This is a genomic window from [Flexibacter] sp. ATCC 35103, assembly GCF_001975985.1.
In the GTDB taxonomy this organism is placed as follows: Bacteria; Bacteroidota; Bacteroidia; order Flavobacteriales; family Flavobacteriaceae; genus Flavobacterium.
The window spans coordinates 123,404-147,632 of the sequence record NZ_MTQF01000006.1; the positions used below are offsets into that span (position 1 = coordinate 123,404).

The following is a 24,229-nucleotide window of genomic DNA, read 5'->3' on the forward strand; positions in this document are numbered from 1 at the left end:
TTAAAATGAAACGTTTAAATTAAACGACCATGATCTAAGAGTAGGATAACCTGCAGAAGAATTGTCGTACATATTGCGATAATGCCCTGGATAAGGATTATAAAGATCCCAAAGATTATTACCGGTTATACCTACTGAAATATTTTGCACTTTAGTTTGAGCCAGAGCCTGCTTAGGAATTTCATATGCTACTGTTAAATTTCTAATAAAACAACGAAAAGTACTCAGTTGCCAAAAATCAGAAGGATTTAATACACCTGATTGTGCCAAATTAGGATATTTTCCATTTGGATTATCAGCTCCGTACATATCATTCCAGAAAGGCTCACGTGCCCACATATTGCTAGCACTCGCAGTTGACTGACTCACTAAGTCAACAAAATTTGCTCCACCCCAGGAGGTTGATATTTGAGTTCTTACAGACAAGTTGCTGTATTTCATACCCAAATTAGTATTAAATCCATATGTTCTGCTGCTCTTTGCTAATTTAGCATAATCATTTCCTGCAAGAATCTGACCATTTGGTCCGGTTAATGTTCCATCAGGATTTAATACTCCTGCAACATCCTGATAAGCCAATGAACCTTTCTGAATTTTAGTAGGATCAGTTAAGCCTAAATAGCTTGGCGTACCACCAACTGCAGCTGCATTTTGAGTTAAGTAATTCCAGTAATTTGTAATATCCTGATCTGTACGTAAAATACCGTCTCCAGTAGAAGTTTCTTTCCAGGTTTTAAATCCCCATACTGGATTAAATCCTTCTGAATACCCTTCTCTTCGCGTGTTATTTGATGGAAGTAAATTTCCCTGATCCGGATATCTTACTACTTTATTATCTGCATAACTAAAATTTATACCCACATCATAACTTAATTTACCTTTTATTTTATCACTCCAATTAATACTAAGCTCTGATCCCCAAGCATCAACATGTGCATAATTTTGTTCTGCAAATGCACCTCCAATAGAAATTGGTACACCTGTAGCACTACCCATATCGGTCAACATATCCTTTGTTATATCATAATAAAAATCTGCTGTAAACTGTAATCTGTTTTTTAAAAAAGCCAAATCTAAACCAAGGTTATGTTTTAAAGTTGAATCCCATTTTGCATCTCTGTTTGGATTTACTTTAGGAGTCAATCCTGATCCTAATTGGCCTCCATTTGGTCCAAATTGCCAACCTTTATTTACAGTAAGGTCATAGAATTGATACCATTTCCACGGCTGTAGGTTGTCTTTTCCTGTTTTACCAATAGAATATCTTAATTTAAAGAAATTTACTTCTGGCAGGTTTCTTTCGAACCAAGCTTCTTTAGATGCTACCCAACCTAATTGAAGAGAAGGGAAAGTTCCCCAGTAGTTTTCTGGTGCAAACTTGGTTGAAGCATCACTACGTATAAGAAATTGCACTAAATATTTTGATTGATAATTATAATTTAAAGTTCCAAAATACGATAGTGTTGCATTATTTCCTTTTAATGCTGTAGAGTTACCTGTATCAACTATACCTGCAGTACGCCAATCGCCAAGATAATCTTTAGGAGTATTTGTATAGGCTAAACGAGTGCTTGACCAATCAGATTCTGATCTTTCAATACCAAACATTCCGCTAATTTGATGGCTTCCAAAAGTTCTGTTATAATTGGCAAAAAAGTCTGCCTGAGTACTTTTAGAAAAATTACTATTATAATATACCCTTGCATTTCTAACGTTGGTTTCTATAGCATAGTCAATAATACCACCTACCTCTGGATTTTTAATAGTAGCACTAGGATAGGCTGCACTAGCAAGATGATTATCCTGTAATTGATAATTTGTAATTCTTGCCAGGTCGTATGGTAATTGAATTTGCTCAGAATAGGTAGAATTTTTAGTTCTTGCAAAAGTCGCTTTAAAAGATAAACCTTTAACTGCAGCTACTTTGTAATTCAGCGATGCATTCACATTAAAAGATGAATCATCAGTAGTTTGGTGTGAACCATTATTCAGATTGGCAAAATAATTCCATCCTGCAATATTATTATTTGCATTTGCACTTCCAAAATTTTTATTCGTATTAGGAAATGGAGACATATAATAATGTTTACCATCCACTGTTGTTTCCCAAGGAATAAACTTAGGCATGTGCACCAAGTAGCCATAATCAGCTTGTTCCCCACCAGCTGCAGTTCCATAACCGCCATCACTGATATTTGCTGATGCCTTAGTAAATGATTTATCAATAAATGCAGAAGTTCCAGAAATAGAAGCAGAGAAATCTAAGTTTTTTGCAATTTTAGCATTAATTCCAGTACGATAGTTCCATTTGTCATATTTTTGATAACCAAGGTTTGCATCTTGCGTTAAGTAGGTAGCTCCTGCAAAATACGTAATATCTTCGCTTCCTCCACTTATATTAAAGGAGTGTTTTTGTTGAATAGCAGGTTTCCATGCTTCTTTTAACCAATCGTAATTTAAACCTTTCATTTGTTCTAATTCAGCATCAGAAAACAAACTCGCTGGAGCAATAGTTGGATTTTGCCCCGTTAAAAATCTATTATTAAAAACTCCGAACTCATAGGCACTCATCGTTTTAGTATGACTAACAGCATCATTAACAACAAATTGACTATTATAACTAAACTTAGCTTTACCTGCTTTACCTCTTTTGGTCTTAACAACCACTGCACCTTGTGAAGCACGAGAACCATAAATAGCTGCAGATGCATCCTTTAGAACAGTGATACTTTCAATTTCCGACGGATCTAATCTGTTAAAAGCATCTAATGTAGCCTTACCAGTAGCTGGATCAACCTGAACCATATCATCAATTACTATTAATGGTATAGTGGAGTTTCCATCTTTAGAGAATCCAAAAGTTTGACGAATTTGAATACTAGCAGCATCTCCAGGACGTCCTGAACCTCCAGTTACTGCAAGTCCTGGAACTAATCCTTTTAAAGCATCAGATAAATTAGTTACAGGCAAATCCATCAAATCATCTGGTTTAATAGTAGCAATTGCTCCGGTAAGCTCCTTTTTCCTTTGCGTACCATATCCTACAACAACTATATTTTCAAGTTGATTAGAATCTTCTACTAATTTTGTACTCAAAACTGTACGTCCATTTAATGGTACTTCTGATTTTTTCATTCCAATGAAAGAAAAAACTAAAGTTGCCCCACTTTTTACTTTAATTGTATACTGTCCATTAAAATCTGTCGTGACTGTGTTTTTTGTAGATTTTTCAGTTACGTTAACTCCAGGTAATTGACCTCCTAGATTGTCAGTAACAGTTCCTGTTACAGTTACAATAGTGTAAGTGACTGTGTTTTGAGCATAACTCATCACCGTCATCATTGTAAACAAAAGAAAACTACATCTCTTTATAAGTGCTTGTTTCATAAATGTTTTTTTTGGTTAGGTTAGTAATTGTTAGTGTTAGTCATGTTTAATATGCTTTCAATCTAATAAACAAAATGTAAAGTAATCTTAAAGTATTTATTAAATGTTAAAAACACATTTATTAATTTTGAACCAAAAATATAACGATTGCGTATTACAACCGTCCTGTAGTATCCTGCTTCAATACTATTATGCCAAAAAATTACACTTAAAAAAACAATATTAATAAAAAAAATAAAGAAAAAATGTATGTATCAGAAAAAATGAAGAATAAGTTTGACTATTATCCAATACAAAAAGTACTTTTATCTAAAAAGAAGAAAAAAAAACAGTAAAAACAATTATACGTTATTTAATTCGTAAAATTGATTTAGTTGAAGCTTGATAACGAAATGATTAAAGAATATATTTCGCAAATATATACTTACGGATTTTTGGCAAAATCTCCTTTAAAATTGTATAAAAAACCTACAACATTCCTTAAAACATTGACATAAACTTAGTCCTGGTCGTAGAAAAAAAAAATGTTTTTTAAACGTAATTTCTGACCAATAAATTTCAATGGACATTTTATTACATAAAAAAAACAAAATTTTGTTTAACCTTTAAAGAACAGGTAGTTCTTGAACAAGAATAATTTGATAAAAACTACAATTTCTTCCTACTTATTTATTCGGATTCCATCCATTCAAAACCAAATCTCTGTTGTATTTTTTAAGATCTGATTTTTTAAGCTGATGCGACCAAGAAACTCTTTTGGATATGTTTTTTGCACTTTTTCCTGTACTGGCATATTCAGCATAATAAGCAGTTTTATCCTTATTCGGAAATCGGGTATCAATCCACTCATTCCAGCCTTCGGGTACAATATGCGAACCTATATCAGTATTTATAAAAACCGTTTGAGCATACGGCCTCCAGGGTCTTCCCAAAAAAACTTTATCGACTGTATTGTCTTTGGCAGTAAGTTTGCAATCTGTAAAAACAAAACCATAGATCTGATCTTTAGGCGTTGAAGCTGCTGTGATATAAGAATTGATCAAACTTTCGATCGTGCATTTATAAAAATAAGCTGTCGCAGCTCCAAAAATAAAATCGGTTGTGCCATTTATAAAACAATCTTCAAAATAAGTACGAACACTTCCTTCAGATAAATAAAGTGTATCCTGATTTCCCAGTATGTTACAATTTTTCACGATTACGCGATCACTTTTGATATGCAAGGCAACGGCCTGTCCTACTCTTCCAGCCGTATTTTCGACAGTAAGATTTTCGAGCGTGCAATCATTTGCCTGAATCAAAAAAGAATAGGATGTAGAAGTCCCAAATGCTGTCTTGCCCGAAGCATCTGTTTCTCTAAGGGGTTTTCCTGAATAATCATTAAAAGAAATAACGCTTTTATTTCTATCTGACCCTTTTAAGGTAATAAATGTTTTAGTAGACGGAATAACCAATTTCTCTGTATAAATTCCGGGTTTGATAGTTATAATAACACGTTTAACAGAATTATCCCTAACATTATTTATGGCTTCCTGAATGGTTCTAAAATCTCCAGAATCATCTTGAGCAACGATTAATGCCAACTTATTATCGATAGTTTGTGCTGATAAAAAAGTAGTTATTAATAAAAATGATGTTAAAATGTATTTCATAGTTTTAGTTTAAGGTTTCAGTATTGTAGAGACGCACTGCGGTGCGTCTACGTCGTGTATATCTCATTTTATTCAAAAAATTACAATAACAGTTTGGTTAAAATACGTAAGACGCACTGCTGTGTGTCTCTACAGAAAATAGGAATGTTTTTTACAATAAATAATTTTACTCTTAATGCGACATCCAAACAGTCATTTCACCTTTGCCTTTATTTCCCCACGCAAAATACGGAATCAATTTTACAGTAATCTCTTTTTCTTCTTTAGCCGAAATAGGGTTGTAAAGTATTTGGTTCCATGAATTATTAGCTGCAATTGTAGCACTTGCTTCAATGGTTAATAATTTTCTATTTCTTAATTCTATAAAATCTGTTTTGAATTTTGAATTTAGGTTTAAGATGACATCGTTTACACTCGAATTTGCAGCAAGTTGATCTGATTCTAGACAATAAACCAACGGACCTCTTTTTACTGCAACCTGATTTTTAATTTCTTCTACTAAAGGATTCGCTTGCATCAATTCTACCGGCATCGGAATATTCAATTCGATAACGTCTCCTTTTTTCCATTTTTGTTCCAGTTTAAAATAGGTTCCTGAAAAGATTTTACCTTCAACTTTAGAATTATTAACAGAAACTTCGGCACCGCTACTCCAACCCGGAATTCTTAAAAAGAAAGCATGAGTTTCTTTTGGCGCTTTTAATATCTTTAGAACAATTTTTCCGTCCCAAGGATAATTAGTTTGCTGTTCTACTTCAAGCAATTCTCCGCTTATAGTCTTAGTATTCAAATGATTACTTCCGTATAAATTCACAAACAAACCTTCTTTTGAAAGATTGTAAGCATAATTTCCAACTTCGGCAACTGTTCTGGTTACGTTTGGAGCACAGCAATTTGATAACTTAATATATCCTTCGCGCTCATTTCCCCATCGTTGCTGAAAAGGTAAATCATCAGAGACATTCAAAGGATTGTTGTAACAGAATTTTTCTCCTTCTAAATCTACTCCGGAAAGTACACTATTATACAAAGTTAACTCGACAATATCTGCATATTTTGCTTCTCCGGTAATTTGCAGCATTCTCCAATTCCACAATACATTTCCAATATTGGCGCATGTTTCTGTATGCGCTGTAGCGTTGGGCAATTGAAACGGACGCCCGTATGCCTGATGAATTTTCTGAACTACCGTAGGATCATATGAAGTTCCGTCCGGAGAAACTCCATCATACAAAGCTCCGCAAGCTCCGGTAATGTACATTTTTCGATACGCGACATCATCCCAAATCGATTCGAGATTATCCAATAATTTCTTTTCTCCGGTTTCTGCATATAAATCAGCAACTCCGGCATACAAGTAATTGGCTCTTACCGCATGACCCATTGCCGTGGTTTGTTGCCTAAACGGAATTCTGTCCTGATTATCATCGGTTCCGTCATTGGTTGTTCCTCTAATATCAATCAGATTATTCGCCAATTCCAGATATTTTGGATTTTTAGTTGTTCGGTACATCTCGACAATTCCCATATAATGAGATGGACAAATAGCATTTCGAGCCAATTCCGGTGAGGCTTTTTTGTAGAAATCATATAAATAATCCGCAACACCTTTTGCAATATTCAGGAAATTAGTTTTTCCTGTGGCACGATAATGAATGCAGGCAGCAGTCATCAAATGTCCCATATTGTATTTTTCGAATCCTAATTGTTTTTTTACTTCTTCAGGACCTAAAGTTGCCCAGCGCTCATCAATTAAAACCGGAGTATGAATATAACCGTCCTTGCGTTGTACTTTAGCAAAAAGTGCAATGGCTTTATCCATTTCTGCATCTAGTTTTTTATCTTTTGTAACGGCATAAGTAGCTGCCATTCCTTCAAAAATTTTATAAAAATCACCATCATGAAATGAAGGTCCGCTAAATTTTCCTTTCATTAAACCAGCTGCAATTTCGAAGTTTTTATAAGCATGCGAAACAGAATCATTATGATACAAATTCCACATATAGGGCAAAGTGTTTTTAGTTTCTACATCAAATTGTTCTTTCCAGAAACCATTTGTCCATTTTACATCCTCTAAACTCACACTTTGTAATTTAGAGTATGGACTATTCGAATTGGCAACCAAACCTTTATTCTGCGCCATAAAAGTACTTGAAAAAAGCAAAGCTGATAATATGATGATGTTATTTTTCATTTTTGAATATTTTGTATTGTAATGATTTGTAACGCTGATAAAACGGATTGCCCTTGGCAAAACGCGGATAAAAACGGATTTTTTATCTGCTAGATCTGCTAAATCTGCGTGAGAAAAAAATAGCTCGCAGATTTAGCAGATTTGGCAGATTTTTTTCATTTGCTTTGGATTAAATTAAAATCTGTAATTATCTGCTTAAATCCTTTTAAATCTGTGTGAAACCTTTTTTATTTCACAAAGAAATTTATCGTTCTGCTCATAGAATCTCCATCAGCATCTTTTACGGTCAATATAAAAGAAGCGAATCCTGGTTCTATGGATGTAAACTCAATATCTTTTCCTTTTAGAATTACTTTTCCATTTTTAAGATCAGAGAAAGTATAGACCGGTTTATTCTCATATCCTTTAAAATAATCTTCAGCCGAAAGCACTTTCTTTTCACCGGAATTCACAAAATAATGAGGCGTTAACATCCAGTCTAAATAATTATCTAACTGCGTAAATCCGTCTTTATCCATATCTGAATTAGCATCAGAGAAATCTCCAATTTTAGAGTTTTCGTTTAAACCAAGAGCTTTTTCCCACCAGTTTGGCAATCCGTCATGATCTGTATCCCAATCTGCCGGACGCGTTTCTGAAACAAAATTTGGCCATCCTCCCGCATCTTGTTCGTTATCGATCATTCCGCCTAAACCGCTTTTGCTTCCTTTATACGTATAGGTTCCTTTTAGGGTTTCATCAACAATTCGATTATCATGTTTATCAAAAAAAGGCTGATTGGCACCAACATCAGAAAGTACATTTTTATAAGCCGCTTTCGCCGATTGTGTTTCTACGAATGATTCAAAAAATGGCTTATCGACAAACGTTTCATACTCCACTATTTCTTTATTTGTTACCGTCATTTTTCTGCCTTTTTCCTGAGATTTCTCATCAAAATAGCCCGGCATTACATTTCCGTTAAAATAATAACGCTGCATTCCTTTTCCAACTCCTTCATGTTGTGCATTTAAGGCAACAAAAATTCCTGTTGAAGCGCCCGGTTTATAAAAATTATTTACAAAATTCACTTCATTTGCACCACCATCAGTTGTGCGGTGTCCCCAGTTATAAACCACATTATTTGTTATATCTACTTTACCTGAATAATAACCATCTCCATTTAATCCTCCTCCAATACTCCAGTTTCGTCCGTAATTATGAGCCAGTAGATTATGATGAAAACTACCAATATCACCGCCAATTGTTGCTGCATAACCATGCATTTTTCCTGCTTCGTATTTATCATGTCCAGCCACATTTAAGGCCTCAGAAATTAAAGTTCGCTGTAATGTGATATGATGTGCACCACGAGAACTAAATGATTCGTCGATCGTCCAGCTAATCGAGCAATGATCGATTATACTGTAATTTGCTCCCGTTAATCCCATTCCGTCATAAGTAGTTCCGCCACCAATTCTAACTTTCAAAAAACGAACAACACCATCATTTCCCGTAAGTCCAATTGGCGCTCTGCTAATCGTAATTCCTTCTCCCGGTGCAGTTTGACCTGCTATTGTAATATAAGGTTGGTTTACTACTAATCTTGAAGCCAGTTTAATATTTCCAGATATATTAAAAACGATTGTTCTTGGACCAATTTGCTGATTTACAGCGTCACGCAAACTTCCCGGACCATCATCATTTAAATTTGTTACTTCCAGAACTTTTCCGCCTCTTCCTCCCACTGCAAAACGGCCGTAACCTTCAGCTCCCGGAAAAGCCAATTGTGCCGGTTTAAACGACCAGACGTTTCCTAAAGTTATCTCACCTTTTGCGTCGACTTCATCGATGCGCCAGTAATAAGTTGAACCACTGTATAAATCTGCAACAGGAAAAGTATTATTGGTTAATTTGCCTTTAAATTCTTTTGAAGCATCAGTTGCATTTGTGACCGCAGTTGAATCTTCTCCAAAATACAATTTATGTGCTACAGCCTTTTTTGAAGCGTTCCATTTTAGTATTGTAGTTTTATCTGCCACGACAACATGTTCATCTCTGTTTTTTGGCTCAGGTGAACGTGCCTGATTCATTAAGTTGGGCGTATCGATCTCAAAACCATTGATTACAATTTGTTTGACAACATCCGGATTTGTTGTTGGGTCAATTTCAAAACGAATGATTACATCTTTGGCTTTTACGGCATTAAAAGTAATATAAGCCATTGTTGCCTCTATTTTGGCATTTGCTCTTTGACTCGCCTGTACCGTTTCCTGCAGTTTTCCGTTTACGTAAATTTTTATTGGCGAAAATGTTTTTCCTGTAATCACATCAAAAGCATTGTGAAAGGTTAAAAGTGTATGTTTTCCTGTTTTTAATCCGCTTATTTTTAATTCCAGATTTTCAGCCGTTACCAATCCGTCGCTTCCTAATCGATTATAATATGGTGCGCTCATTCCTACTTTATACCATTTTGAAGTAAAGTTTCCTTTTAGTTTAAAGGTTAGATTATTGAATGATTTCTCGGCTTCTTTTGCGTCGTTAATCACCCAGGAATCATAACCTGGGTCATGAACTTCTTCTAATCTTCGTTGAAAAAAGTCAAAATCGACTTTTACGATTTGCTTTTCAGCTGATTGTGCTTGTCCGTTTGCGGCAAAAAGTAATGCCAGGGCAAATGAACTGAATAATTTTTTGGTCATGTTTTTTTTAATTTTGTTTTATTTTTTCTTCTTCTGATGTATTCAGAAGATTGATTATGTCTTTTTTTCTATTTTCCGGAATCACTTTCAAAACTTTCAATTCGCCATTTACAAGTTCCGCTTCAACGGTTGTATTTTGTTTGGCATGTAATTTAAAATGAACATTCCATTCTTTTGGCCAAGCCGGAAAAAGATAGATTTTTCCATTCGCTTCTTGCAAAAGCATTTCCTGCATACCAATCATTCCTGATCCTCCCCAATTATGATCGGGAACCCAATCGAAACCCGGACCCCAAAATGCCGGAAATCTTCGGTCAGAATTCGACATTTTTAATAAATTGTATTTTGCCGCTTCTTCAGTCAAACCCAATCTTGCAGCAAAAATATTATCTTGTTTCCAACCTATATGACTTCTGAATTTTATGGCATCCGTATCGTATTTCCAGGTATTCAAAGCGGTTTGCAAATCAGGTTTTCCAACGCCATAAATTCCCCACGGAAAAACCGGATACAATTGCGGAACCTCAGAATTATTAATTCTTTCCCACGATTTTGCAGGAACTAAAACTTTATGATTTTCAATTGTACCAAAATTTAAAGGTGGAATTCTGGTTTGAAAACCTTTTAAATACTCCACTTCTTCTTTCGATAATTGTGCCGATGAAAGACTTAAAAGATTATCTGTAATTACCTGTAAAGCCGAAATTGTACTATTAGCATTATAGGTCATTTTGTAGGTTTCGGCACCAGAACCCGGATATAAAACTAATTTTCCGTTTCCATCCAAAGCTTTTCTGCCTCTTTGTTTAGCGAGATATTGATAATGTTCATCAAAAAACCGAAGACAGCTTATAATAAACGAATGGTATTTTTGAATATCCTCTCCGGCATATTCTTTCTGCTGCAGCATCATTTGGCAAAACTCAAAAACAGTATCCCATTCATATTCCAGCCAAGCATTATATTCCATTCCCGGATCGTAATCTGCGGGACGTTTCCAGTCGTATTCAGCAGGATTTGGTAAACCAAAATTCTCCAATTGTTCCGTAAAAGATGCTCCATTGTGATTCCAATATACTTTGCTCCTTAATTCGGCATTTTTTTGTAAAGACAGATAATAATCCAATTGTGATTTCATCATATCAAAATCACCGCTTTTTACCATTGGAAAATAAACCAATCGCTGATTTTGAGCTGTCATTGTTCCTCCGCCCCAATTCCTGAAATCCGGTGTAAAATTCAAATCCGAATTCGTAAAAACAGGATCAACAGTAAAAAGTCCGCCGTTGAATTTTGTTGGATATTTTCCGTAAGCATTACAACCCAACATATATCGAAATAACTGATAATTTTGACCTATTTGATATACCGAATCTTTCTCAATCGATTGATTTTTCTGAGTAAAAATAAAACTGCGGTTCCAGAAATCATTCCACCATTTTATGGTCTTTTTTTCTGCCTGTTTTGAAATGTTTTTGTTTGCCGAAATTTGATTTTTCAATCCGTTATTCCATGTTTCAAAATCAGATTGACTCGTATTTAAATAAAGCACCAAATCATGTTTTTTAGACGGTTTTATACTCGAAAGATTAAAACCTTTAAAATCTGTATTTTGATACGTTCCTGTGTAAGTTCCATTAGATTTTAGATTGTTTCCCGTCATGAATCCACCAAAAGTAAGATTTGCCAAAGGATTCATCATTTGATCCTTTACCGATTCCAATTTTTGTTGTTTTACCGTAACATCAAAAACAGTATTTTCTCTATTTCTATGGTAGAATTTTACACCGTTATTTTCAAACGAAACAGAATCTTTGTAAGTGATAATTTCGCCCTGAGGTGCCCATTTATATGAATTTGCATTGTTTGCTTTTCCTTTTGATTCTCTGTTTTTATAACGCCAGTTTTCATAAGAAGCCGTCATTTGCAGCGCCGTTTTACTTTCTAAATCCAAATGAATTATAGGTTTAAAAACATCAACCCAAAGCTTGATTTTAGTATCATTTTGAGTTACTAAAACATAGCCGTCTTTCAAAACTAATTTCTGCTTAAAGCCTTCGATATCCTTAAACGGATTTGGCGTTAAAGTAACTTTTATACGCCCCAATTTCAATAAAGTATTATGTTCATCGAAAGTTCCGCTGCGGGAAAAATAAAAATATAAATCTCCTTTTTCTACCCATACATTCAAACCAATATCGCCACCGCCCAAAGGCATCGATTCTGATGCATTATTGCTTTGCGTATTCCAGATCTGATTGTAGTTTTCGAGCACAGGAATTTGCGCTTTGGTATAAAGCATTGAAAAGAGAAAAAATATGATTATTATGTTTTTCATTTTTTTATTTTCCTTCTGGTTTTTAAAACCTTACAGGTTTTTTTAATAAAAAATCCCTCTCGCAGATTTTGCAGATTGAGCAGATTTATTTTTCTTCTTTGTTGGTTTGTTGTTTTTTGTTTTTTTGTCATTTCGACGGAGGAGAAATCACATTAGAAATTCGACAAAGATTGTTGCTTTTAGTAACGGAGTTTCGCGTTCGATTTCTCCTCCGTCGAAATGACAAACTATGCGTCAAATTCACAATTTATAATTAACAACTCACAATTAACAATTATTATTTACCATTCATCAGTTCTAAACGAAGAGATTGGTAAACCACCTGCGCTAAACAATTCTGCTTTGGCAAAATCTTTAAATAAATACCGTACAGCAACTGGATTTTTCACTTTATCAGAACTTAAAACCACAGATTTTCTTCTCACTACAGTTTTAGCAGGATAAAACACTTTATCTTCTCCGGCAATTTCAAATCCTGTAACTTCCTTATCATAAGAAGTAATTCCGTTGGCAACATCATCAAAAGAAACCGTTACCGAACCCTCTTTTATTTCCATCGATTTGTATTTTGGGCTTTCAAATTCGAAGCCTTCGATTCCGTATGTTTTAGCCAAAGCCTGAAAAGCCAGTCTATTTCCTCCTTTTTCCTTATCCATTGGATGAATGTTATTTTCTTCGCCAACATCCATTAAAACTGCCATTCCTGAGTTCGGAATTTCTTTAGAAGCTTTCAATTGTGCTTCTCTCAAATAAGCCGAATTATACTTTTCTACATAATCTTTTGGATGAAAAGAGGCATAATTAAAAGGAGCAATTTGAGCATAATAGAAGGGAAAATCGCCTTGTTTCCAAAGTGTTCTCCAACTGCTTACCATTTTTTTCATTAAATCTTTGTATTCAGAAGCTCTTTCGTAATTTGATTCGCCCTGATACCAAATACAACCTTTGATTCCGTAACCAATTACAGGCGAAAGCATTCCGTTAAATAGAGTCGTCGGTACACGATTTGGATCTTTTACCAATTCTTCTTTCGTCGTTGGAATTTTGGCGCTTGCAAAATCTTTCAGCATTTCCTGATTCATCCACGCTTCCATGCTTGAACCGCCGTATGAAACATGAATTAATCCCACGGGAACATCTAAAACTTCCTGCAAAAGCGATCCAAAATACCAGGCTGTTGCACTAAAATTTGAAGTCGATTTTGGTGAAGAAACTTCCCATTTTCCTTCAAAATCATCCAAAGGTTCTAAAACCGTCGCTCTTGGAATCGTAATCAATCGAATGTTTTTATTGGTTGATCTTACGATAATTTCGTTTCCGTTTGTTACAGGCTGTCCCTGAAAACCTTTTAATGGCATTTCCATATTTGATTGTCCTGAACACAGCCAGACTTCGCCTATCAAAACATTTTTTACAATTACTTTTTCTGTTCCCTCTGTAACTTCAATTGTAAATGGCCCGCCAAATGATGGTGTTTGTAATTGTGTTTTCCACATACCGGAATTATCCGCTTTTATTTTATAGACTTTAGAATTCCACGAAGTTTTAATTGTCAGATTTCCGTTTTTTTCTGCCCAGCCCCACATTGGTGCATTTGATTTTTGCTGCAGCATCATATTGTCGGTAAACAAAGCAGGCAATTTGATTTTTGCATTGATTTGGAAAGTGCAAAAAAACATTACAATTACTATAAAGGTGTGTTTAATATTCTTCATTTTCGATATCTTTTTTCCGCCAAGAATTCACGAATTTTTTTAAATCTTTTTCCACAATCATTCGTGAATTCGTGGCTATCTTTTTTTATTTTTTTTCTCTTGCTTCTTTAATCTTGCTTCTTCTTCATTTCTTTCACAATCGTAACCGGTCCCAATAATCCGGCTTTTAATAATATTCCTTCCTGCAATCTAAACGGTGCTGTTGTCCAGGTTAATCTTTGTTCTTTTGGTAATTTTTCATCGCCAATTAATCGGTTTGCCCATGTATTTGTCACTTTGATTTCTATAGTGTTTTTCCCTTTTTGCAAAGCTTCAGAAATAGCTGTTTTATATGGAAATGTCCAAATTGTTCCGCAGTTTTTTCCGTTAATACTCACTTCTGCAATATTGGCAATTACGCCTAAATCAAGCCAGAATTTATCGTTCGTTTCTCCTTTCCAAATAAAATCTTTTTTATAGATAACGGTTCCTGAATAATATTTAATTTTTTCATCAGATGAAGTACCCCAGTCAAACAATTTGTTTGTTTTTACAACCTCTTTTGGCCCGTAAAATTCAGGATCAAATTGTAATTCCCAATTTTCATCTAAGGTTTGAACCGTTTCTAAATCGGCGTAATTTTGCTTATTATTTGAAAGTATTTTTTTAGTTTCTTCTTTAAAAATTACAAAACAAGATTCATTTGCGTCTAGTGTAATCGGAATAATAGTTCTTCCGTTTTCTATTTTCCAATCAGACAAAACAGTAGTTTCATCGTTTACAGCATTATACAGTTCCGGTATTTTTCCGCTTAAGCGAAAAGAAACCTCAAAACTTCTTTTTTCACCTTTTTGATTCGAAAGAAAATATATTTCTTCTTCTTTGGATTTCCTGTGTGTCCACGCAATTGTTTCTGAATCGGCTCTGTTTAATTTTGGAAAATAAACATCTTGTTCAATTCCAATTGAAGCGAAATCATTTCCTGAATACGGCAATTTCACTACTGTTCCTTTCCCTATTTTCCATGAAGATGCATTCGCTTTATTATTCCAGATTTCATCGAGAATATTTTTCCATTTTTTATGATCCTCTTCTGATTGAATTCCGGGTTGCAAATCTGGTTTTTCATCAATAAAAACAGTTGCTCCATCTTTTATCAGTTGCAATATTTTTTCGGCTACAGCCAAAGAAATCATTTTATTTGGTGCCATTTTATGACTTCCCGGAAACAATAATGCACCATATTCGATACTATTGCTAAAAATTACTTTTCCGTTTTCGACTTTCGCATTATGTAATAAAACATCTGCATTAAAAGAATCGTATTGATAACCATTCATCGCATTTATCCATTGTGATAAATCAGTCGAATTTTTAGTAGAACTTACTTCTTTTGGAATTTTAATACTTGGCTGTCCTTCATTTTTTAATCGGATTGCTTCACTTTCAACTCTTTCTTTTCCAAAAACATTTGGGATAAAAGGCACCAATCGATCCGGAAGAACAGAACGCGAGGGTAAATCTTCTCCAATAAAAACCGCCAGATCAATTACAGGTTTCCCTTTTTGCAATTGAAACTGCACTCGCTGGCAATAATCAACCCAGGCTTTTCCGGGTTTCCACCAGGTTTGATCTCTCTGAAAATAAGATCCAACACCGTCTAATGTCATTCCGGGTTTGCGATCTGTCCAGGGATTGTGTACAAAAACATGATAAAAAAAACGGTTGATTCCAAGTGCATAATTTCTGTCTGCCAAAGTTTTTAGATTTCCCGGATGTTCATCCCAGTCCATTTTTAGTGCTGTAAAAGCTTCGGCCTGAATAATATCTTTTCCGTAAATATGTCCGCCTGAAATAGCGTCGAGCATATCATTAGGTTTGTCGTGCGTGGGGCTTTTGAGCCAAAATTCGCCACTTGGATAATCGATATGTTTAAAATGTAAAAGTCCGTCGCTCATCATGGTTGGTGCCACATTCTCTGAACTAAATTTTACATTTACCTTTTTAGCTTCATCTGCTATAGCTGCGAAAAAATTATCACAAACTAACTCTGCAATAGTTTTTCTTATATCATAAAGTACTTTCTCTGAAGTTTGAATGTCGTTTACAGGAATCCCTGCCATAACTGGCAAATAGTCTACAATATCATATCCTCGGCGTGTTTTAAACTCATTTCTAAAAACAGGCGACCAGTTTTGACTTCCACATTCCCAACTATCTATATGAAGTATTTTTACCACTTTTGAAGCCAGTTCCGGTCCTGCAACTCTCCACATCTCACCAAACCAGTGGTCTAATTGAAAACGAACTGCTTCGGGATTAAATTTATCAACCTCTAATCCTCTTCCTGCGCCTGCAGTGGCATTTTCATGACCTGTAGAAGTATATCCAAAACGAATAATACACCATTTTGTTTTTGAAGCAGCTTTCCAGTTTAAAACTCCTTTTTCATCTACAAACTTCGAAATATTAATCATTTTTGATGGATCAATACAATCAGCTTTACTGATTTCTTTCTCGGTTATTTGCGGGCTCAAACGCCATATTGCACCTGATTTTCCCTGATAATTATCGATTAAAGGTTCGTTTGATAATAGAATTTTAGCCACTTTTAGTCCTTGATTCCATTTTGCAGGATCCAGATCTTCTGCTCCCGGTTCTGTGCCTTCCGGATCATAAACAAATCTAAAATATTTGGCTTTTACAGGAATAATACTGTGCGTATAAAAAGCGTCAACATCCTGCCATCCATGGCGTGGCGTAGTTAATCTGCCAAGACTTTTAAAATTCTTTCCATCATCGCTCACTTCAATAAGCAAACGATGTGCCTGAAAATTATTTCCTTTCGTTTCTATCTGAATCGATTTGCATAAAAATGGCTGATCAAATTCGTACTGAATCCAGCCTTTTTCTTTTAACCTAAACTGATCGTCTTTACTTGTGTCACTTAAAAATGAAGCATCAAAATCAGTAATTGTCGAGGTAATTTTAGGACGATTTTGGTTTGATGTTATATAAGTTTCTTTTACCGGAATAGCAAAAGTGGCAATATCTTTATAATACTCTTTATAATGATTTGGGGTTGGTAATTGCAGGTTTTTAAAATTATTTCCGTTCGCTGTAGTATCTGCCCAGACTACTTTTTGCATCGACATTTCGGGCGTTATCCATGGTCCTCCGGCAACGGCAAAACCATCTGCAGGATGAAATGCAATTTTTACGTCCAATCGATCCGCTTCTGTCAAAGCCCATTTTACCAAACTCCAAAATTCCGGACTCAATTGCAAAACCGGTGGATTCATCAATGGCGGATTTGCAGGTCCTTTGATCGTCATTAAATACGCACCGCCAATTCCGGCTTGTTTCATCGCTTCGAGATCAGCAGTGATACCTTCTTTAGAATATGCGCTTTGCATCCAATACCAATAAACCCAAGGTCTGGAAGATTCTATTGTAGGCTGAAATGTTATATTTTCTTTTTTATAAATTTCCTGTGCAGAAGTTATTCCCACAAAGAGTAACAAAAAGACAGTCGAAAGTTTGAAGGTCAAAAGTCGAAAGTCAATTGAAAAAAGAAAAGGTGTTTTGTTAGACATTATTCTTGTTTTTTGTCATTGTTTGTCAAACCCGACAGGTTTTAAAAGCCTGTCGGGTTTAGTAAGCGTAACTAATATTTAAATTTCTTCAAACTTTCCTCCAATCCATTTTTCGTTTCTGAAAAAGGCATTAGATAAAAACTATATTGATAATTTCCCGAAGGAATTTGATATTTTTCTAAAGGCTGAGCGACTGCTGTCCAGCTGTCATTTCCTCCCACTCCCATTTGAATCAAATCGATATTTACAGTTAAAAATCCCGGATCTTTTAAATCAAAAGTATGTTTGGCGGCACTTAAATTTTCCTGAGTATATGGCCACGCGCTCATGCTTAAAACTTTTGCATCGTCAACAACCAATAAACCTTTATTTTTTTGAGGCGATGTAAAAGCCATCCATCTTACTTCTGTTCTGTTTCCGTTTTCCTGAGGTTTAACATAATGTTCGATAAAATCATTAATTGGTAAAGAATACTTTCCTACGAAAGAACCAAAACTTCTGTCGCTATAATTTTCTAATTCTCCTTTTCCGTACCATGAAATCTGATCGAATTTTCTTTGAACTCCCATTTGCATTCCGATTTTTGGAATGTTTGGTAATTTGTTTGTGGCTTTCAGACTGTAATCGACTTTGATTACTCCGTTTGGATTGATTTTGTAAACAACTTCTACTTGTGCGCTGTCTTTTATAACTTCATAATTACTCGTTACAAATATTCCGTCAATTGCAGTTGCCATTTTAGTATTTACCAATTTTGGTTTTGCCTGATACCACGGTTTCAAAACCTTATGTGATTTCCAACCTCTTTTATCATTATCGGTTAACGGTCTTACAAAATTAGGAAGTAACGGAGCAAAAACTTGTTGTTCTCCATTAAATATATAGGAACTTAAAGCGCCATTTTGCTGATTGATTCTAACCTGAAAAGTTTTTCCTTTTATTATAAAATCTGAATCTGTCTCAGTTCCTTTCATTTGAAGATTACTTTCTTTTCCAAAATCTAAAACAGCTTCCGATTTTTTTAGCAAGAATTGATCTTCCGCGACAGCGTAACCTTTAGAAGCCCAAGGTTTATCTTCTGAAAGCTGGAATTCGATATTCAGAAAATATTCTGCCTCTTTTTTCAGTTTAGGCAAATACTGTTTTACATCTAAAACCGTAGAATTTCCGGCTTCTAAATTGAAAGGTTTTAGAATTTGAGTTTTTATCACATTTCCGTTTTCTAATATTTTCAAAACCGGAATATAATCTGCCAAAGATTTTACTGCCTGACGATTTTTAATTTCTAATTGAAAACCATCTTTTAAAGTACTTGTTGCTGGCTGATATATCCATTTGTTTTCATAAATCGAACCTTTTGGTTTTCCGTTAGAATCTACAATTCCTTTTGTATTGAAATTTCCATCATGGTATTTTTCTCCGAAATCTCCGCCATGAGCAAAAAATTCCTGACCCGTTGCAGGATCTTTTTTCAATAATCCCTGATCTTTAAATTCCCAAATACAACCGCCAATAACTCTTGGAAGCGAACGGAATTCATCCCATAATTCTTTAAGATTTCCAACTGAATTTCCCATCGCATGAGAATATTCAACAAAAATAATTGGTCGTGTATCTTTCTTTTGATCTACCAAAAATTTAGGTGTAAAAACGCCCGGATAAAAACGGCTTACCATATCTACATATGGTTCATCCTGCGGGTTTTCGAATCTGTAAGCGTGATCGATTGTTTTAGGATATCTGGGATCAAGCGGATCAATATATCCGTCTAATCTCGGATTTCCCTGTGCCGGTTCGTAATGTACAGGACGCGTAATATCAAAATCGTGAACCCAACCCGCCATTGCTGCGTGATTTGGTCCTTTTCCCCCTTCGTTTCCTAAACTCCAAAATACTACCGATGGATGATTTTTATCTCGTTCAACCATTCTCGTCATACGCTCTAAATATGCATTTGTCCATTTTGGATCGTTGCTTAATTTACCGCCAATTCCGTGAGTTTCCTGATTGGCTTCATCCATAACCATGATTCCGTATTGATCACATAAATCATAAAAATAAGGATCGTTTGGATAATGACTGGTTCTGATAAAATTGAAATTGAACTTTTTAATCGTGGTAATATCTTGTTTGATGTCATCTCGATTTACGGCTTTCCCTTTTGTAGGATGCTGATCGTGGCGATTTACACCATAGACATAGGTTTCTTTTCCGTTGATAAGCATTTTACCATTCTCCTTGGAGAATTCGATCGAACGGAAACCAACTTTACAGCTTTTCGCTTCTGTAATATTTCCGTTGGCGTCTTTTATTGACATCACTAAAGTGTACAAATTCGGATCTTCTGAACTCCATTTCTTTGGATTAGTGATGTTTTCTTTGAACATTCCAAAACGCACATTATCCAAACGGGGATAACTTTCGTTAATCATATCGATAACGGGTTTTTGAAGCGGTTCTTTGAATAATGCCACATTATTAGCATCGTATAATTGTGCCTGAAATGTATAATCTTTGATTTTTTCGCCTGTTAAATTTTCAACTTTCGGTCTTAATTGAAAAGAAGCATCTTTGTATTCCTTATCTAATTTGGTTTGATAAAAGAAATCCTGAATGCGCAATTTTGGCTCGGCCATAATAAAAACTTCCCGCTGAATTCCGCTTACGCGCCAATGATCCTGATCTTCAAGATACGAACCATCTGTCCAGCGAATTACCTGAACCGAAACCACATTTTCGCCTTCTTTTAAATATGGTGTAATATCAAATTCCGACGGTAGAAAACTGTCTTCGCCATAACCCAGAAATTCTCCGTTAAGCCAAACCTGAAATCCTGAACTTACGGCACCAAAATGCAACGTTACAGTCATGTCTTTCCAATTTTCGGGAACGGTAAAAGTGCGTTGGTAAGAGCCAACTCCGTTATAATCTTTAGGAATAAAAGGCGGATTTATGGGTCTGAAAGGATAAACGGCACTTTTATAAATTGGAATATCATAGCCTTTTAATTCCCAGTTTGAAGGCACTTCGATTTTATCCCAACCCGTAACTTTTCCTTTATAGAAATCTTTTGAAGCTTCTTTTAGATTAGATGCGTATTTAAAATCCCAATCGCCGGTAAGCATTTTTAGTCGGCTTTTTGTTCTGTCGCCTTTTAGTGCATCTTCAATATTTGCATACGAATATGCCGTTGCTCGTGATGGTTGTCTGTTAATGCTTGTTACCGTTGGATCTTCCCACGGCGCAAATTCGTATTTTTTTGGTATTTCAGGAATTCCCGCAGGTTCTCCGGTAACGGATTGTGCGTGGCTGCTAATTGTTAAAAGTAAAATGTAAGTTGTGAATACCGATTTAGCAATCGAAAATCGAAACCTGAAAAAGCAATTAATATGACTTGATTTAAACATTGATTTTATTTTTTTATTCTTTGTTTTTGTCGATTTAGCAACGACGATTTACTTCGTATGTTCGCTATTGCTCGGCTTTCCTTTGTCAAAATGACAAACTGTGCTTTAATTATCTTGTTGTTTATACCTGACAGGTTTTAAAAACCTGTCAGGTGTTCTAATGTCCCGTAGAAACTATGTTTTTGACACTGATCACTGTCACTGAAAACTGAAAACTATTTCTTCTTCTCCGGCGGCGCCACAAAATTCATTTCACTTTTGCCCAAATCTTTAGACGTTGCAATTGCAATTCCTCTTTGTTCTGCTTTATTTACGGCACAATAAAAGTGATACACTACTCCGTTATGTTTCACAACAAACGATTTATGTGCAAACATATCGTCATAAGGTTCAGATGATTTGATAAGATCTTCGCCTTTCCAGTCGTTCCAGTGAATTAAATCGTTCGAAACGGCGAAACGGTTAAATGCACCTTGATTCCAACCCGTCCAAAAAGCTCCAAAATAGAACATTACCCAAGTATCATTAATACGCTGAATATAGGCATCTCCTGAGATTCCTTTATGATGATTGATTAAGGGTTTATTGCCATAACGTTTCCATTGTTTCATATCATCTGATACTGCCATAGCGATACGCTCTGCGCCTTTAGCAGGATTTAAACTATCACCTCGCGCATTATAATACATGATAAAATTGTGTCCTGTAACTTTGTCCTTATCGCGAATAACACTATTTTTATACATTGTACTATTATCCCACCATCTGGCGTCTTTGTCTTTTGGAGATAAAACCGGTTTTTCTAAACGCTCAAATTCATGTGCTTTTGTTGGAGATTCTTTGGTATATGCCATTCCGATTGATAAAATTCCCGCTTCGTAACCTTTGCTGTCTCCTCCAAAATAACTCATCCAATATTTTTCATCGTATTTTTGCCATTCGTAGCTTCCACCCCAGGTTGGATCTTGCAGTGAAATATATCCTGCTTTTTGGTTGACATCCCAATGTTGTTCATTTTCTGAGAAAGACATTACTTTTCCTAAATGTTTCCAATGCAATAAATCGTCACTTTCGGCAAGCCACGTTTCGTAACCTCTTCCGCCATAAATTAAATACGTCATGAACCATTTTCCGTCTTTTCTAAACACGCTTGGACAATCCATTTTGTATGAATTGTCTGTGGGAACCATTACCAGACCGTATTTATAAGGGGTTTTGATTTCGTTGTAAATCTCTTGCATTACGGTTTCGTTGATTTCTCTTTTCTTGTATTTTGTTGTCGCGCAACTTGTAATAAATAAAGCTGTAATTGCAATAATTAGATATTTAACTTTCATTTCTTTTCGTTTTAGCCACAAAGGCGCTAAGTTTTTTATTTTCTTTGCAAAACTATACTAGTAAAATAATCTCGCAGAGTCGCAGAGTCGCAAAGTTTTATCTATATCTATTCTCTATAATCTTGGTTCTTTCTTCTTGACTCTATTTTAACTCTTTCAATCTAGATTCCATTACGTCTTTATTCAGTTTTACTTTTACCATTCCCATTGGATGAAATCTTTTTTTCAAATCTATGGCAGCGTAGACTATTGTGTAAACATCATTTCCTTCCGGGATTAAACAAAGTGGCGTTCGCATAATATCCCACCATTTATCGACTTTTGTTTCTATTGGAAGATATCTTGCTTCACCCCAGTTTTTTCCATCTTTAGATAATGAATACGCCATCATATTTGGTAAATGATGTCCCCAACCATCCGGACCTCCATCAAAAACAGCAATATATAAACCGTTTGGAAGCTGGCTCACAATTGGATTTTCCACAAAAAACGGATGCATTGTTTTTATCGGATTACTTCCATCTTTAATTCTACTCCACGGGCCTTCTAAACTTTTTGATTCGGCTAAGCCAACAAACCAGCCTTTTCCTGTTTTCTTTGGATAATCTGCCCATGAATTAAACGGATATGCGCCACTGTAAAATCCAAAATATTTATCGCCTACTTTATACGGGAAAAATGATGCAACTCCTTGGCGTCCTTCCCACGGTTCTGAGTCTAATCCCGGTTCCATAATAATTCCTATATCTTTATACGGACCACCAATTCCCTCAATTCCGTCAACAGTTGATTCGCAACGCCAGATTCTTCCAAAAGAATGATTTGGTTCTATAGTTTTACTCACTGTGTAAGCCAAATAATAGCCGTACCATTTGTTTGCCTTTTCGTTAAAAACCGGCATATACGACCAAATTGCGGCACGGCGATCATTCATTGGGTTATCGTCTTCGGTTATGGCATATGTTCCGCTTGCCTGGTAAATTGTGGATTCTCTTTTCCAGTGAATCGCATCTTTACTTGTCCAATGCCCAATTCTGGTTTTTACACGATCATAATAATAATCAACTCCTTTTTCGCCGGCTCTTTCGGTTGGAAACATGTGATATGTATCGCCAACTTTCACTACACGTCCGCCTTCAAAACCTCCCTGAATTCCTTCTGTTCCAGACATTCCTTCATCTACAACGGCTTTATTTTCTCCACCGATAATTTCGAATAGTGGTTTCTCATCTGAAAATCCTTCAACAATAAAAGTTGGATTCCAAAGTTTTCCATCCGGAAATTCTGCGTTTCTAAATGCCAATTGCTGATTATCTTTTACAACTCCCAAAATGGCAAATAGACCTTTGCCATCGGGATTAATAATTTGTGTTCCTTTTGAATATGAAATTGCATATACATTTACCGGCGGCAAACCTGTTATAGTCAATCCATTTTCGAGAATTAATTTAGCTTTCGCCGAAGTATTAAATTGAAAATATTCTGGATTTTCTTTTTCCTGAAAAACTCCAATTAATACCTGAACATTCTCTTTAAATTTTAATTTTAAAGGAGAATTTGTTCCGTTTTTATATTGATCTAAAGGAAGTCCTATGCCTGATAATCCTTCTAATTCTGGAGCTAATCGAACAATATTATGTTTGCTTCCTGAAAATACATGAGCGTATTGTGTTGTTTTGAAGGTTTTGTAGTTATTGAGAGTTTCAAAAGAAACGGATTTCCATGTAGTATTTTGCGCTGAGACTTGACTGCTGATTGCAAATAGCATTAGGAAAGCTAATATTAATTTGAAATTGTATTTTGATTTTTTTGAAAACATTATTTTTTTATTTTTAAAACTTAAGTTCAATTTTGTCATTGCGAGGAACGAAGCAATCACATTTGCAAAGTCAAGTTTTGTGTAATTGTTAGTGAGGTTGCTTCGTTCCTCGCAATGACATGCT

At 35.3% G+C, this 24,229-nt stretch carries 10 protein-coding genes; all 10 read right to left on the minus strand.

Going from position 1 to position 24,229, the window contains the following annotated elements:
- Window positions 1–3,387, minus strand: coding sequence for a SusC/RagA family TonB-linked outer membrane protein (locus BXU01_RS13910; protein ID WP_083693762.1), 3,387 nt, complete (start codon window positions 3,385–3,387; stop codon window positions 1–3).
- Between the two features lie 665 nt (window positions 3,388–4,052).
- Window positions 4,053–5,039 carry a pectinesterase family protein gene (locus BXU01_RS13915; protein ID WP_083693763.1) on the minus strand — a complete coding sequence of 329 codons (987 nt, stop codon included), beginning with the start codon at window positions 5,037–5,039 and terminating at the stop codon, window positions 4,053–4,055.
- Between the two features lie 172 nt (window positions 5,040–5,211).
- Entirely contained in the window at window positions 5,212–7,233 is a 2,022-nt protein-coding gene (locus tag BXU01_RS13920) for a glycoside hydrolase family 127 protein (protein ID WP_083693975.1), read from the minus strand.
- 227 nt (window positions 7,234–7,460) lie between these two features.
- A complete protein-coding gene (locus BXU01_RS13925; RefSeq protein WP_083693764.1) occupies window positions 7,461–9,914 on the minus strand; it encodes a polysaccharide lyase family 1 protein in 2,454 nt (817 codons plus the stop codon).
- Between the two features lie 7 nt (window positions 9,915–9,921).
- The gene (locus BXU01_RS13930) at window positions 9,922–12,252 is read right to left on the minus strand and encodes a DUF5703 domain-containing protein (protein WP_083693765.1); all 2,331 of its coding nucleotides are present in this window, start codon (window positions 12,250–12,252) and stop codon (window positions 9,922–9,924) included.
- 281 nt (window positions 12,253–12,533) lie between these two features.
- Window positions 12,534–13,967, minus strand: coding sequence for a sialate O-acetylesterase (locus BXU01_RS13935; protein WP_255373771.1), 1,434 nt, complete (start codon window positions 13,965–13,967; stop codon window positions 12,534–12,536).
- A 107-nt stretch (window positions 13,968–14,074) separates the two neighbouring features.
- A complete protein-coding gene (locus tag BXU01_RS13940; protein WP_083693766.1) occupies window positions 14,075–17,542 on the minus strand; it encodes a glycosyl hydrolase in 3,468 nt (1,155 codons plus the stop codon).
- Between the two features lie 71 nt (window positions 17,543–17,613).
- The gene (locus tag BXU01_RS13945) at window positions 17,614–20,949 is read right to left on the minus strand and encodes a glycoside hydrolase family 2 TIM barrel-domain containing protein (RefSeq protein WP_083693767.1); all 3,336 of its coding nucleotides are present in this window, start codon (window positions 20,947–20,949) and stop codon (window positions 17,614–17,616) included.
- Window positions 20,950–21,164: 215 nt separating this feature from the next.
- Window positions 21,165–22,286: a glycosylase gene (locus BXU01_RS13950; RefSeq protein ID WP_083693768.1), complete on the minus strand. Its 1,122-nt coding sequence runs from the start codon at window positions 22,284–22,286 to the stop codon at window positions 21,165–21,167.
- A 142-nt stretch (window positions 22,287–22,428) separates the two neighbouring features.
- Window positions 22,429–24,105, minus strand: coding sequence for a hypothetical protein (locus BXU01_RS13955; protein WP_083693977.1), 1,677 nt, complete (start codon window positions 24,103–24,105; stop codon window positions 22,429–22,431).
- Between the last annotated feature and the right edge of the window lie 124 nt (window positions 24,106–24,229).

Bases quoted from the DNA above. Each gene is read 5' to 3' on its own strand.
- BXU01_RS13910 (WP_083693762.1), bottom strand. From the start codon at position 3,387: ATGAAACAAGCACTTATAAAGAGATGTAGTTTTCTTTTGTTTACAATG.
- BXU01_RS13915 (WP_083693763.1), bottom strand. From the start codon at position 5,039: ATGAAATACATTTTAACATCATTTTTATTAATAACTACTTTTTTATCA.
- BXU01_RS13920 (WP_083693975.1), bottom strand. From the start codon at position 7,233: ATGAAAAATAACATCATCATATTATCAGCTTTGCTTTTTTCAAGTACT.
- BXU01_RS13925 (WP_083693764.1), bottom strand. From the start codon at position 9,914: ATGACCAAAAAATTATTCAGTTCATTTGCCCTGGCATTACTTTTTGCC.
- BXU01_RS13930 (WP_083693765.1), bottom strand. From the start codon at position 12,252: ATGAAAAACATAATAATCATATTTTTTCTCTTTTCAATGCTTTATACC.
- BXU01_RS13935 (WP_255373771.1), bottom strand. From the start codon at position 13,967: ATGAAGAATATTAAACACACCTTTATAGTAATTGTAATGTTTTTTTGC.
- BXU01_RS13940 (WP_083693766.1), bottom strand. From the start codon at position 17,542: ATGTCTAACAAAACACCTTTTCTTTTTTCAATTGACTTTCGACTTTTG.
- BXU01_RS13945 (WP_083693767.1), bottom strand. From the start codon at position 20,949: ATGTTTAAATCAAGTCATATTAATTGCTTTTTCAGGTTTCGATTTTCG.
- BXU01_RS13950 (WP_083693768.1), bottom strand. From the start codon at position 22,286: ATGAAAGTTAAATATCTAATTATTGCAATTACAGCTTTATTTATTACA.
- BXU01_RS13955 (WP_083693977.1), bottom strand. From the start codon at position 24,105: ATGTTTTCAAAAAAATCAAAATACAATTTCAAATTAATATTAGCTTTC.